We start from the raw sequence: 13,243 nt of genomic DNA, 5'->3' as shown, positions 1-13,243 counted from the left end.
CTATTTATAAACTAAAAATGGCATAGCCAAAAAATGGTCGATATTATAACTCAAAATACCTCATCCAGAGAAGTCTGGATACAACAACTTGCCGAAGCAGTCACTAATCCGGATGAATTGCTGCAATTACTAAACTTAGAAGACCATCAGCCATCGCGAGAAGGTCATGAAGCACGTAAGTTATTTCCTTTACGTGTTCCGCGTCCTTTTATTTCGCGAATGAAAAAAGGTGATCCACTAGACCCTCTGTTATTGCAGGTATTAACCGCAAAAGCAGAGTTCGATATACATCCAGGTTTTTCTACTGATCCACTAGAAGAGCAGGATAACGCGATCCCGAGTTTACTCCACAAGTACCGTAACCGCGCATTAATGCTGGTTAAAGGGGGTTGTGCAGTGAACTGTCGATACTGCTTTCGTCGGCATTTTCCTTATGAAGATAACAAAGGAAATAAAAATAACTGGTTGATGGCTGTGGATTATATAAAAAACCACAGTGAACTCAATGAAATCATCTTCTCTGGCGGTGATCCTTTAATGGCAAAAGACCACGAACTTGACTGGTTAATTAGCCAACTTGAGGAAATTCCACATATTACTCGCTTGCGAATTCATTCTCGCTTGCCAGTGGTAATTCCAGAAAGAATTACAGATACCTTTTGCCAGCGTTTATCTCAGTCACGTTTGCAGGTCATTATGGTGACTCACGTTAACCATGCTAACGAGATTGATGATGAATTTACGAAAGCGATGCAGAAATTAAAACGTGCAGGCGTCACACTGCTCAACCAAAGCGTATTGCTCCGCCAAGTTAATGACAATGTCACTGCTTTGGCAAACCTGAGCAATGCCCTATTTGATGCAGGAATTTTACCGTATTACTTGCATGTGCTCGATAAAGTCCAAGGTGCTGCCCACTTCTTAGTGAGTGATATTGAAGCTCGACAATTAATTCGTGAATTGTTAAGTCAGGTCTCGGGGTATTTAGTACCGAAGTTAGCGAGAGAAATTGGCGGGGAACCAAGCAAAACCTTACTCGATTTAAACTTGCGCCAAAGCTAGTCTGAGTTAATAAACATCAAAACTAATAGGCATAAAAAAACCCGCTTAACTGATTAAGCGGGTCTTATTGATACATGATTATTGGCACTTATAAACTTGGCCAACCATTTTGCTATCAACAGGAACAAAGCTAGATAGGACAGTTTCGCTTGGGCTTGAAGCACCAAAAATCACGTTACCACCCATTGCTGCAGCTTTGTTACGTAAATCATTTGCTGCGCCGCGCATGGAGCTAGATTCGTTATTAACGCCGCTCAACCAGTTGCTTTGAGTTCCAGTGACTTGACCAAGAAGTTGACATTCGCTTCCCGGTTGATTTTCAACAAAACGAACTTGTGAGCCTGCCGCAGTCAGATCATTGGTTGATGTACAACCTGCTAAAGTTAGTAATGCAGCAGCACCAAGCAAGACTTTAATTCGCATGTTTTCCCTCATTTTTTATTGTGTTTTTGCAGCTGGTTGTTGAACCTTTATAGCTCCAATCACTCAAAATTCTGTTTTATGACAGTAAATTAGCGTACTAGATATCCAAGTAGGCTTGATAAAAACTGTCAATCGCTCAGAGTTTATCACAAAACAATCAATACGCTTGTGATGTTCTTTACTTATTTAAACTATTTTTTACCTTGGGTTAAATATAACCCGATGAGTTACCTTAACGCAAAAATAAGTAATAAACCTCACAAATACAAAGCACGAAAGCATTAATTTGATTACCTATAAAAAAACCGGCACCACTCGATAATTCATGGTGCCGGTCTTATTTTGGCTGGTAGCCACTAGTTAGTGGCTACTGGCGCACAATGTTTGCCTACTGGCTTACATCATGCCGCCCATTCCGCCCATGCCACCCATACCCGCTGCGCCTAAATCAGGAGCGTCAGATGCTGGCATATCAGTGATCATCGCTTCAGTCGTAATCATCAGACCTGCGATTGATGCTGCGAATTGCAGAGCAGAACGAGTAACTTTAGTTGGATCCAGAATACCCATTTCGATCATGTCGCCATAAGTATCTGTTGCTGCGTTGTAACCGTCGTTGCCAGTTGCTGCTTTAACATTGTTAACAACAACAGAAGCTTCTTCACCTGCGTTAGTGACGATTTGACGCATTGGCGCTTCCATCGCACGCAGAGCAACACGGATACCTACGTTTTGTTCTTCGTTATCGCCTTTCAGTGCTTCCAGTTTAGCCGCGACGCGAACTAACGCAGTACCACCACCAGCAACAACACCTTCTTCAACCGCTGCGCGAGTTGCGTGCAGAGCATCGTCAACGCGAGCGCGTTTTTCTTTCATTTCAACTTCAGTTGCTGCACCCACTTTAATTACCGCAACACCGCCAGCTAATTTCGCTACGCGTTCTTGCAGTTTTTCACGGTCGTAATCAGAAGAAGACTCTTCGATTTGTTGACGGATTTGAGTCACACGACCTGCGATTGCAGTTTCGTCACCGATACCATCGATGATGATAGTGGTGTCTTTGTTGATAACGATACGTTTAGCTTGACCTAAATCTTCTAACGTTGCTTTTTCCAGCTCCATACCGATCTCTTCAGAGATAACAGTACCGTTAGTCAGGATAGCGATATCTTGCAGCATTGCTTTACGGCGGTCACCGAAACCAGGCGCTTTAACCGCAGCGACTTTCACGATACCACGCATGGTGTTCACGACTAATGTAGCTAGTGCTTCACCTTCAACATCTTCAGCGATGATCAGCAGTGGTTTGTTCGCTTTAGCAACGCCTTCTAATACTGGCAGTAATTCACGAATGTTAGACACTTTTTTGTCGACTAACAGGATGAATGGGTTTTCCAGTTCAACAACGCCAGTTTCTGGTTTGTTGATGAAGTAAGGAGATAAATAACCGCGGTCAAACTGCATACCTTCAACCACGTCTAATTCGTCTTCCAGACCAGTACCTTCTTCAACGGTGATAACGCCTTCTTTACCGACTTTCTCCATTGCTTCTGCAATTAATTTACCAACAGTTTCGTCGGAGTTTGCAGAAATAGTACCAACCTGTGCGATTGATTTAGTATCTGAACATGGAACTGACAGAGTTTTCAGTTCTTCAACAGCAGCAACGACTGCTTTATCGATACCACGTTTCAGATCCATTGGGTTCATACCCGCAGCAACTGCTTTCAGACCTTCGGTGATAATTGCTTGAGCTAAAACGGTAGCGGTTGTTGTACCGTCACCCGCTGCATCGTTAGCTTTAGAAGCAACTTCTTTCACCATTTGTGCACCCATGTTTTCGAATTTATCTTCTAATTCGATTTCACGAGCAACAGAAACACCATCTTTAGTGATAACTGGTGATCCAAAAGATTTGTCTAAAACAACGTTACGGCCTTTAGGACCTAAAGTTACTTTAACTGCATCAGCAAGAACATTGACACCACGAAGCATTTTTGTACGAGCGTCATTACCAAATCTAACGTCTTTAGCTGCCATTATCTCTTTCCTTTAAATTCTTTTCGTTTGATGAAAGTTTTAAGTGAAAATTCTTATTCAACGATTGCTAAGATGTCGCTTTCGGACATGATTAACACTTCTTCGTTGTCGATTTTTTCAGCTTTTACGCCATAACCGTCGTTAAAAATTACGATATCGCCAACTTTCACATCCAGCGCTTTAACGTCGCCATTTTCGAGGATGCGGCCTTGGCCCACAGCGATAACTTCACCACGAGTTGATTTGCCCGCAGCACTGCCAGTTAACACGATACCACCAGCAGATTTAGATTCGATTTCTTTACGTTTAACGATAACACGGTCATGCAATGGACGAATTTTCATTAATAGTTCTCCTACAAATAAAGTCCATACGGGTAAAAGGTCGATACCAAGGTGATCTTCACCAGTACCATGTTTCAGGAGATTGGGATGAATAACTAAGACTTCAAGGGGTGGGAGATAAATTTTTTTATTATTTATCTCCCTACAGTTCAAAGGGAATTAAGGTTTAGGCGGGTTATCTTGGTTGGAATCTGAAGATTTATCGTCAGGAACACGATGGCTTTCACCATCAATAGTTCTTTCGCGATCAATAGTATAAGAAGGGTCATCTTGCTTGCGTTGGTACTCGCCTTCAAAAGTATTGCCATTTTGATAGCCACCACCCTGAAAACCATTTCCAGGTTGGTAAAACTTGATGTGCGGGATTAAACGCATCACAAATAATTTTTGTACTGGTGGTAGTAATAAAAGTAGTCCAATAAAGTCCGTAAAGAATCCAGGAACAATAAGTAAAAATCCTGCTAACACTAACGCCACACTTTTAATCATTTCAGCGGCAGGACTTTCACCACTCATTAATTTTTGTTGTATTTGCATGACATTTTTCATCCCTTGGTTCTTCACAAGTGAAACCCCCAAACAGGATGTGAGCACCACTAAAATTAATGTCATCAATACACCAATTTCAGCCGCAACTCGGACAAAAATGACCGACTCTATATACACCAAAATACATATCAGAATTAGTGGTAACCAGCGCACAAGTACTCCTTAATATCAATAAGCTACTGCATTTTTCGGGGCTAAATGAAAACCTTTGTGAACTATCTCTAAGAGACTACTATTCATATTCGCTTTTTTCATCAGTATAGCCATAATAATTGGGTCTCTGATCGTGATTTTCAACTCATGGACTAAGATCATTAACAAGGCTTATCTGTGATTTAAATCACACAATATAAATTCTATTGCACTAATCAATCCATAAAATGATCTAGGTTCAAGGTATGGGGTGATAAAGGGCATATGATCACCCCATAAGTCAGTAGAACATAATACTGATAAAGGAGTAATAGGTGGTAATCACCTAGAAGTTTAGTTTTAGGATATATTTTTAAAAGCGCATAAACGGACAGTAACTGTAATCTAATTAAGAAGGTTCTCATGTCAAACAATACTCGTATCGAAGAAGACCTGTTAGGTAAAAAAGAAGTTCCAGCCGATGCCTATTATGGTGTTCATACTCTGCGTGCGATTGAAAACTTTTATATCAGCGACCGCACCATTAACGATGTCCCAGAATTTATTCGCGGCATGGTAATGGTAAAAAAAGCAGCCGCACTAGCTAACAAAGAACTGCACACTATTCCTCGTAATATCGCAGATACCATCATCAAAGCATGTGACGTTGTTTTGAATGAAGGCAAATGCATGGATCAGTTCCCAGTTGACGTATTCCAAGGTGGTGCGGGCACATCACTGAACATGAATACCAACGAAGTTCTGGCAAACATCGGTCTTGAACTGATGGGTCATAAAAAAGGTGAGTATGAATTCTTAAACCCAAATGACCATCTGAACAAAAGCCAATCTACCAACGATGCATACCCTACCGGTTTCCGTATCGCGGTTTATAACTCTGTTCTGAAATTAATCGATTCTGTTACTTACCTGAAAAAAGGTTTTGAAAGTAAAGCAGAAGAGTACAAAGACATCCTGAAAATGGGTCGTACTCAATTACAAGACGCAGTACCAATGACTGTTGGTCAGGAATTCCATGCTTTCGCAACTCTTCTTAAAGAAGAAGAAAAAAATCTGAAACGTAGCATCGATTTACTGCTCGAAGTTAACTTAGGTGCAACTGCTATCGGTACTGGCCTGAACACAGCCCCTGGTTACCAAGAACTGGCTGTTAAAAAATTAGCAGAAGTAACAGGTTTAGCATGCGTACCATCAGAAGACCTAATCGAAGCAACTTCTGACTGTGGTGCTTACATCACTGTTCACGCTAGCCTGAAACGTTTAGCAGTTAAACTGTCTAAAATCTGTAACGACTTACGTTTACTTTCCTCTGGTCCTCGCGCAGGATTGAAAGAAATTAATCTGCCAGAATTACAAGCAGGTTCTTCTATCATGCCAGCAAAAGTTAACCCAGTAATTCCTGAAGTTGTTAACCAAGCATGCTTCAAAGTTATGGGTAACGACATCTGTGTAACGATGGCTGCTGAAGCAGGTCAATTACAATTAAACGTAATGGAACCAGCAATCGGTCAAGCGATGTTCGAATCCATTTCTCTGATGAGCAATGCATGCCGCAACTTAGTAGAAAAATGCGTTAACGGCATCACTGTTAACAAAGAAATCTGCGAAGCGTTTGTATTCAACTCTATCGGTATCGTAACTTACCTGAACCCATTCATCGGTCACCACAACGGTGATATCGTGGGTAAAATCTGTGCAGAAACAGGTAAGAGCGTACGTGAAGTTGTCCTAGAACGCGGACTGCTGACCGAAGCGCAACTGGATGATATCTTCTCTGTTGAGAACCTAAAACATCCAGCATATAAAGCAAAAAGATTTGACGACTAATTATTTATGTTTAGCATAAATAATTCTTAAGAATAAGGGCACGACTTTCCACCGGATAGCGTGCCTTTTTTCATGAATGCACACACAAATAATTAACATAACAGTTTCATAATTTTCATTTTTGTCGAGGAGTAAACACTATGTTAGCCGTAGAATTTGTCATTGTTCTGCTGGCCATTTTTTTAGGGGCCCGTCTTGGAGGGATAGGTATCGGTTTTGCCGGTGGCCTTGGTGTTCTGGTGCTCGCTGCAATTGGCGTGAAACCGGGAACCATTCCTTTTGACGTAATCTCTATCATCATGGCAGTTATTGCCGCCATCTCTGCAATGCAAATTGCGGGTGGTTTGGATTACTTGGTTGCTCAAACAGAAAAACTACTGCGTCGCAATCCAAAATACATCACTATCCTTGCCCCTATCGTGACCTATTTCCTGACTCTGTTCGCAGGTACAGGTAATATCTCATTAGCAACTCTGCCAGTTATCGCAGAAGTGGCGAAAGAACAAGGCGTGAAACCATGTCGCCCACTGTCTACAGCGGTTGTTGCAGCTCAGATTGGTATCACAGCATCTCCAATTTCTGCGGCAGTTGTTTACATGGCATCTGTCATGGAAAACCCAGCAATGGTTGGTGCAGGTAACACCGTTAGCTATCATCCTGATGTCTTTCATTATCTCTTGGACATTTAACTCTAAACTGTCTGATGACCCAATCTACCAAAAACGTTTAGCTGAAGGCTTAGTTGAACTGCGCGGTAGCCAAGTTAAAGAGATCAAACCAGGAGCTAAAGCGTCAGTTCTGCTGTTCTTACTCGGTGTTGTTGGTGTAGTTTGCTACGCAATCATCAACAGCCCAAGTTTAGGCATTGTGGCAACCCCACTGATGAACACCACTAACGCTATCCTGATTATCATGCTGACTGTGGCTACGTTAATCACTGTACTGTGCCGTGTAAACACTGATGCAATCCTGAACTCTAGTACCTTCAAAGCAGGTATGAGCGCATGTATCTGTATCTTAGGTGTTGCATGGTTAGGTGATACTTTCGTACAACACAACATTGATTGGATCAAAGAAACTGCGGGTGACTTAATCCACGAACACTCATGGATGTTAGCGGTTATCTTCTTCTTCTGTTCTGCGCTTCTGTACTCTCAAGCAGCAACAGCGAAAGCACTGATGCCGATGGCTCTGGCACTGAACGTTAGCCCATTAACCGCTATCGCTTCATTCTCAGCCGTATCTGGTCTGTTCATCCTGCCTACTTACCCAACTCTGGTTGCGGCAGTACAAATGGATGACACCGGTACAACTCGCATCGGTAAATTCGTCTTTAACCACCCATTCTTTATTCCGGGTACCATCGCTGTGGCACTGGCCGTTACCTTCGGCTTCCTGTTCGGCGGTATGATCCTGTAGTCATCAATGCAATGACTTAGGAACAGAGAAACCGTGGCTTTCTAGTCACGGTTTTTTTATGTCTGCACTAAATCTCCCACCCATTTAGAATATCTAAAATAGATAATAATTAAACTGGCTGTATTCCATTACAGAAAAAACGGTCTAATCACGCTTAAATTTAAGTATTTACAACTACGTAAATATACCTGTTCAAAATAGAACAATTCTTTTCATTTAAACAAACTGAAACAATTTGTCATATTTAAAATTGAATAAAACGCTAAAAATAAATCACATAAAATAATGAAAAATAACAATTAATAGATAAAAAAAGATGATTTTGAGCGCAAGAAAGAATTGATGCGTCACAATTTAGTGACCAGTTGTTAATAAATGTAAAAACCAGAATTATATTCTTTATTATATACCGATAACGAATTAAATAAGATTATATCACTATTTAATAAAGATGCTCTCAAAGAGTCTACTCCCCTTATCACCACCTAACGCTAGCTTTATTATTTTATATTACTCACCTTATGTGTTTAATTTAAAATTTTCGACTATTTCACTATATTTGCATTATTTGATTTTATAAAAAACGTCACGTAAATTAGTTAGAAGAAAACGGAGTGAAATAATTTCCTCACACAACGTTTTCATCAATCCTTCGTATTCACCTAAATACGACTTTTATTAAGTGATGCTGTTTGGAAGGAATGCATACAATGAAAGAAACAGACGGTAATAGCCCTTCACCCAAGAAGGGTATAACTATTTATACAAAAGCAGTGGGTTATGAAATTTATTTATTACGAAAGCGTCGTTCGCTCAGTGGAAAAGATTTAGCAAATTTATTGAATATCTCTCAACAGCAAGTTTCTCGTTATGAACGAGGTATCTGCAACATTACAATAGATATGCTAGTACAGGTTTTAAATGTACTAAAAATGCCTATTCAGGACTTTTTGGATAGAACCGTTATTCGAGTTTCCATAATGAAATTTAAGCTAAGCAGTGTTGGCAGTAAAGATATCTCACTGTTAAATAGCTCATTTATAAAGTAGGCATATATTTTCCCTACATGTTTAATTCATTATATCTTAACAATAAAGAATAACTTTTATTTTTATTATAGCAATACCCCTACTCCAATGGAGCTTTACCAATAACAATATGATTTTATAAATAAAAATATTTTTAAAAGTCCTATTTATCGTATTAATGATAAATATATTAAACATTTAAATTATTTCAGCACAGCTGAGAACTTAATCTAACCACCTAAACAGTTATTTATACTTAGCCATTAAATACATGTGAAAAAATTAATCTATTAAATATAGAAAATTAACACTCTGATAAATCCATGGAGCGCCATTCTATTCATATGGCGCCCTACTTTTCATGCTTATTTATTATAGGTTAGTGAATAATAAATCGAGCACTAAGAATAAAGGTAATATTCTCTTTTTTAGAACAAGAGAGTATCCCCTTTATATCTAAGGAATGGAATAAAGGAAATTAGCGAAACTTTAAATTGAATGTTTATAACTGATTCAACCTAAATTTAGCCTAGGTAAATAGATAATATCGGCATCATACGTATATATATCTATAACGAAATAAGTCATGGAATACGAGCATATACAATCAATTTAATTATTTAACTTTGGACAAATAGGAATACTAATTATGTCATTTAAAACAACGGCACTTTCTACTGCTTTATTTATGAGCCTGTCAGCTTTAAGCCTGAACGCAATGGCAGCACCTTCTGCAGAAGTCACTCTGCAAGGGATCCTGACCAACACAACCTGTGATGTCACCATCAATGGCGGTAAATCAGTCTTAAACGTAGGTGTTTTAAAAACGTCTGTGGGTGAAGCAGATTCAGACTTTGCCGCTGTCAATGCAATGTCCTCTACAACCGTTGATATGCCAGTGACTTTAGTGGGTTGTGCTGAGGGTGAGGAAGGTAACTTAATCATTCAAGGGATCACTTCTGTCGGCAACAACCAACAGGACATCTTTGTAGCGACAGACTCACAAACTGTTGGTTTTATGATTGAAGATGAAGCCAACAAGCGCATCACCAACGGTAGTGGTACAAAAGTTGAAATTGGCGCAGGTGAAACAGCAGCCCAATACACATTCAAAGTTGGCATGGCAACAACCACGACCACTCCGAAAGCAGATTCCTACAGCGCACCCATCTTAGTGGCTTATATCGTTGACTAATTCGATTTAATTAACTCAGTCGATTGAGGTAAGGCGGGCTCCGTCTTACCTATATTCTGCCACGAAAACTATGAGGATAGACAAATGCGAAATAACCGACTAATGCAAGGGATCTGCGGTGGCTTGCTATTGCTATCAGGTTCATCGATAGCCGGGATCGCTATCGATACCACTCGAATTATCTTTTCAGAAAGTGATAACACCACCGGAAAAAGCGTAGGGATTACCAGTTCAAGCCAGTCACTCACGCCTTATCTGGTCAAAACACAAATGTTGCGTGACCCCTATGGCGATCAAGGAGAAACCCCTTTTGTGGTGACGCCCTCCTTATTCCGCTTAGAAAAAGGGTCGACCAATCAAGTCCGTATAATGAAAAACAGTGTGGCGCTCCCGCAAGATAAAGAATCTGTTTTTTATTTTCGTACCATCGCCATGCCGACCAGCGAAAAAGGATTGAATGCCCCACAAAATCATATTGATGGTGCCGTACAAGTGTCGACGGGAAACATCATTAAGCTGTTTTATCGCCCGAATCAGTTAGGCATGACCCAGCCACAAGCCATGAAATCGCTGAAATTTTCGAGTGTAAATAATGGGGTTCAAGTGTCCAATCCGTCCCCGTACTACATCACCTTAGACAGCGTAAAAATTGCCAATAAGCCCGTTTCTCTGAGTACCAAAAAGGGAAATAACATGATTGCGCCGTTTAGCAGCATCACCTATTCCCATGTTCAACGACAAGGCTCGGTTGAATGGAAAGCCATTAATGACTATGGCGGAAAGGACGAGTTTCATGCGCAAATTCAATAAATTACTTATTGCTTCTTTTGTCATATTGCTTAACGGATGGCACATGGCACAGGCGGAGAATACCGAGATTAGAGCGCTCATTACCGATGATGTTGGGTGCGAAATTCGCATTCCCAACTCATTGCAATTTACCCCGATGCGCACATCCGATTTTCAAGGCGCGATAACCACACATCAAATTAAGCCCTTGAAAGCGCAATTTATCTGTGTGGATAAAACGGGAAATCTCACCCCCAAGATTACGTTACAGGGAAATACCCCCTATAACGAAAGCACCATTTTCTTGGATGGAACCCCAAATAGCACAGGGTTTATGTTACGCCTCAGTGATGGCACGCCGCTCTCCCTGAGTGATTTTTATGACACAAGCAAAGCCTTTAAACGCGGTGAACAGATTGCCTTAACGCCACTGACCAAAGAGAACCATCACCAAACTGAAGAGACTTTTCTCGTGGGTTTAGTGGGGCCCGTGGATGGGGAAGCCATTCCTGGTGAATTCTCAGCCTCATTGACGTTTAACCTTATTTTTCAGTAAGACCTAAAAATAGGAAATCATCATGACACTGACTCAAAAGTCACTCTATTCCCTGCTCATCCCCACTGCATTGTATGCGGCAAGTCTGGGGCAATCCGCGATAGCGGCAACCTCGGCCACCACTAAAATCAGTGCCAGCATTGTCGGTGGTGGCTGCCAAATTACCGCGCCCTCAACTGTTTCGATTCGTAACGGGGATCTTATTCCTGCTGAAGAGATCACCACCAGTGATATCAGCGAAACCTTTGACCTCACCATTCTTGGCTGTAAAGGTTACGGGTTAACCCCCTCGATAACCCTCGAAGGGGACACCGATAGTGCCTCCGGTGAAGCGCTGTTTGTGAGTCCCGGCAGCACCAGTACAGGCTATGGCATTTTATTGTCGACGGCTGGCAATACTAACTTCGAAGGTAGTGACAACCTGGCAACGGATAAAAAAATCACGGCTCTCACCACCAAAGAATGGAATAAAACCTTTGCCAGCACATTGAATGGAACCATCCCACTGAAGGCAACCGTCAGTTGTGGAACCTGTACTGCCAATAACTTACAAGGCGGCGAGTTAACCGCCTCATTAACATTTAATTTTTTCTATCACTGATTTTGAAGGCCGTTAATAACAATGATACGAAAACTGTCTTTCTTTAGCGTGATTGTAGGGTTGCTATTACCAGCCAGTGAATTACAGGCAGGCAGTGCCTCAACCACCCTCTCCTTTTCCGCCTTTTTTTATGGTGGTAGCTGCGATGTGACGGTGCCAAATACCGTCACGTATAACAATGGCGCACCACTGCCCTACGATGAAATTCTGAAAAATCCGCAACGTAGCGGATTCACGTTAACCCTCTCAGGGTGCCAGGGCTATTTTTTAACACCCAGAATTGCGGTCAAAGGGAACACGTTCACCGCAGATAACAATGAATCGCTGTATGCCGATGCATCCAGCACCGCAAAAGGCTATGGCGTCAGGCTATCCACCCCCGGAAATACGCTTTTTAATGCCAATGACAATACTGCGAAACCCGGCAATGAGGTGATCACCATCAAGACATGGCCATCGGATGGAACCAGCGATGTCGCAAGATTAAACAGCTCGCTTGATTTTACTGCTGTGCTTGCCTGCGGCACCTGCACGGCCAGTGACAATTTGCAAAACGGTGAACTTATCGCAACCGTCACGTTTAGCTTCGTATATGACTAATTGGGTAATCAGTATGTTTTCGAATCGTTTTTCTTACTCTCACACGCTTATTATTGTATTGATATGGGGTGTTTTTTCAGCCTTGGCTTCCGCTACTGAAGGCGGTTTACGCTTGGCTCAAACGCGTGTCGTGTTCGATGCGGCAAACCCAAATGCCAGAATTGCTATTAAAAACAGCAGCCCGCAGGTCTACTTAATCAAAGCTGACGTCCTCAATACGCCAGAGGGGAATGCCCACAAACCCGCGCCCCCGTTTATTGTGACACCACCCATGTCTCGCTTAGAAAAAGAGAGCCAAAATACGCTGCTCATTGTGCGTAATGGTACCGCAGAGCTGCCGACAGACCGAGAATCCGTGTTTTATTTAAGCTTATTAGCGATCCCTTCCACCACAAAAGCGAATGCCCCCGAAGGTGAGATGACCAGTGCGCAAGTTTCGGTGGGGATCCGCAACGTTATCAAACTGTTTTATCGCCCGAAAGGGTTACCCATGAGCGTCGAAACCGCCTCAAGCCAACTGGTTTTTCGCCAGCAAGGTCAACAGCTCGAAGTCAGTAACCCAACGCCGTATTACATAACCTTGGCACAATTGAGTGTGGATCAGCACCCCATTGATGTACGAGAACTGGACCCTATGATTGCCCCCTTCTCCACCCA

Annotated in this window: 13 protein-coding genes and 1 pseudogene; 10 read left to right on the top strand and 4 right to left on the bottom strand. The window is 41.7% G+C overall.

From position 1 onward, the window contains the following. The first annotated feature begins 33 nt into the window (after positions 1–33). A complete protein-coding gene (gene epmB / locus GKR61_RS09365) occupies positions 34–1,062 on the top strand; it encodes an EF-P beta-lysylation protein EpmB (protein ID WP_036955952.1) in 1,029 nt (342 codons plus the stop codon). A 78-nt stretch (positions 1,063–1,140) separates the two neighbouring features. On the opposite strand, the gene GKR61_RS09360 is transcribed toward epmB, so the two are convergent. The 4 genes from GKR61_RS09360 to GKR61_RS09345 form a co-directional block, all read right to left on the bottom strand. Beyond that, complete coding sequence (locus GKR61_RS09360) at positions 1,141–1,485, bottom strand: DUF4156 domain-containing protein (protein WP_036955950.1); 345 nt, start codon at positions 1,483–1,485, stop codon at positions 1,141–1,143. A gap of 396 nt (positions 1,486–1,881) precedes the next feature. Beyond that, complete coding sequence (groL, locus tag GKR61_RS09355) at positions 1,882–3,525, bottom strand: chaperonin GroEL (RefSeq protein WP_036955948.1); 1,644 nt, start codon at positions 3,523–3,525, stop codon at positions 1,882–1,884. A gap of 53 nt (positions 3,526–3,578) precedes the next feature. Then, positions 3,579–3,869 (bottom strand): co-chaperone GroES, encoded by a 291-nt coding sequence (locus GKR61_RS09350; RefSeq protein WP_108478399.1) that lies wholly within the window; start codon positions 3,867–3,869, stop codon positions 3,579–3,581. 159 nt (positions 3,870–4,028) lie between these two features. Further along, positions 4,029–4,571, bottom strand: coding sequence for an FxsA family protein (locus tag GKR61_RS09345; protein WP_036955943.1), 543 nt, complete (start codon positions 4,569–4,571; stop codon positions 4,029–4,031). Between the two features lie 402 nt (positions 4,572–4,973). On the opposite strand from GKR61_RS09345, the gene aspA reads away from it, so the two are divergent. The 9 genes and pseudogenes from aspA to GKR61_RS09300 all read left to right on the top strand — a co-directional run. Further along, entirely contained in the window at positions 4,974–6,398 is a 1,425-nt protein-coding gene (gene aspA, locus GKR61_RS09340) for an aspartate ammonia-lyase (protein WP_036955941.1), read from the top strand. Between the two features lie 140 nt (positions 6,399–6,538). Further along, positions 6,539–7,817: pseudogene (locus GKR61_RS09335) on the top strand (anaerobic C4-dicarboxylate transporter). A 710-nt stretch (positions 7,818–8,527) separates the two neighbouring features. Beyond that, positions 8,528–8,866 carry a helix-turn-helix domain-containing protein gene (locus GKR61_RS09330; protein ID WP_036955937.1) on the top strand — a complete coding sequence of 113 codons (339 nt, stop codon included), beginning with the start codon at positions 8,528–8,530 and terminating at the stop codon, positions 8,864–8,866. Positions 8,867–9,494: 628 nt separating this feature from the next. Further along, the gene (locus GKR61_RS09325; protein ID WP_036983844.1) at positions 9,495–10,040 is read left to right on the top strand and encodes a fimbrial protein; all 546 of its coding nucleotides are present in this window, start codon (positions 9,495–9,497) and stop codon (positions 10,038–10,040) included. Between the two features lie 84 nt (positions 10,041–10,124). Further along, the gene (locus tag GKR61_RS09320) at positions 10,125–10,850 is read left to right on the top strand and encodes a fimbrial biogenesis chaperone (RefSeq protein WP_154639720.1); all 726 of its coding nucleotides are present in this window, start codon (positions 10,125–10,127) and stop codon (positions 10,848–10,850) included. A gap of 43 nt (positions 10,851–10,893) precedes the next feature. After that, on the top strand, positions 10,894–11,385 hold the full coding sequence (locus tag GKR61_RS09315; protein WP_230083141.1) for a fimbrial protein: 492 nt from the start codon (positions 10,894–10,896) through the stop codon (positions 11,383–11,385). Between the two features lie 22 nt (positions 11,386–11,407). Then, a complete protein-coding gene (locus tag GKR61_RS17960; RefSeq protein WP_154599752.1) occupies positions 11,408–11,986 on the top strand; it encodes a fimbrial protein in 579 nt (192 codons plus the stop codon). A 21-nt stretch (positions 11,987–12,007) separates the two neighbouring features. Next, entirely contained in the window at positions 12,008–12,586 is a 579-nt protein-coding gene (locus GKR61_RS17955) for a fimbrial protein (protein ID WP_108479723.1), read from the top strand. A 13-nt stretch (positions 12,587–12,599) separates the two neighbouring features. Continuing rightward, positions 12,600–13,243: fimbrial biogenesis chaperone (locus GKR61_RS09300; protein WP_230083140.1), on the top strand; the 644-nt coding region annotated here is incomplete at its 3' end.

The sequence above is a fragment of the Providencia sp. wls1916 genome, from assembly GCF_009706585.1.
GTDB classification, from domain to species: Bacteria; Pseudomonadota; Gammaproteobacteria; order Enterobacterales; family Enterobacteriaceae; genus Providencia; species Providencia lanzhouensis.
This window is presented reverse-complemented; position numbering and strand designations above follow the sequence as displayed.

Bases quoted from the DNA above. Each gene is read 5' to 3' on its own strand.
- epmB (WP_036955952.1), top strand. From the start codon at position 34: ATGGTCGATATTATAACTCAAAATACCTCATCCAGAGAAGTCTGGATA.
- GKR61_RS09360 (WP_036955950.1), bottom strand. From the start codon at position 1,485: ATGCGAATTAAAGTCTTGCTTGGTGCTGCTGCATTACTAACTTTAGCA.
- groL (WP_036955948.1), bottom strand. From the start codon at position 3,525: ATGGCAGCTAAAGACGTTAGATTTGGTAATGACGCTCGTACAAAAATG.
- GKR61_RS09350 (WP_108478399.1), bottom strand. From the start codon at position 3,869: ATGAAAATTCGTCCATTGCATGACCGTGTTATCGTTAAACGTAAAGAA.
- aspA (WP_036955941.1), top strand. From the start codon at position 4,974: ATGTCAAACAATACTCGTATCGAAGAAGACCTGTTAGGTAAAAAAGAA.
- GKR61_RS09330 (WP_036955937.1), top strand. From the start codon at position 8,528: ATGAAAGAAACAGACGGTAATAGCCCTTCACCCAAGAAGGGTATAACT.
- GKR61_RS09325 (WP_036983844.1), top strand. From the start codon at position 9,495: ATGTCATTTAAAACAACGGCACTTTCTACTGCTTTATTTATGAGCCTG.
- GKR61_RS09320 (WP_154639720.1), top strand. From the start codon at position 10,125: ATGCGAAATAACCGACTAATGCAAGGGATCTGCGGTGGCTTGCTATTG.
- GKR61_RS09315 (WP_230083141.1), top strand. From the start codon at position 10,894: ATGGCACAGGCGGAGAATACCGAGATTAGAGCGCTCATTACCGATGAT.
- GKR61_RS17960 (WP_154599752.1), top strand. From the start codon at position 11,408: ATGACACTGACTCAAAAGTCACTCTATTCCCTGCTCATCCCCACTGCA.
- GKR61_RS17955 (WP_108479723.1), top strand. From the start codon at position 12,008: ATGATACGAAAACTGTCTTTCTTTAGCGTGATTGTAGGGTTGCTATTA.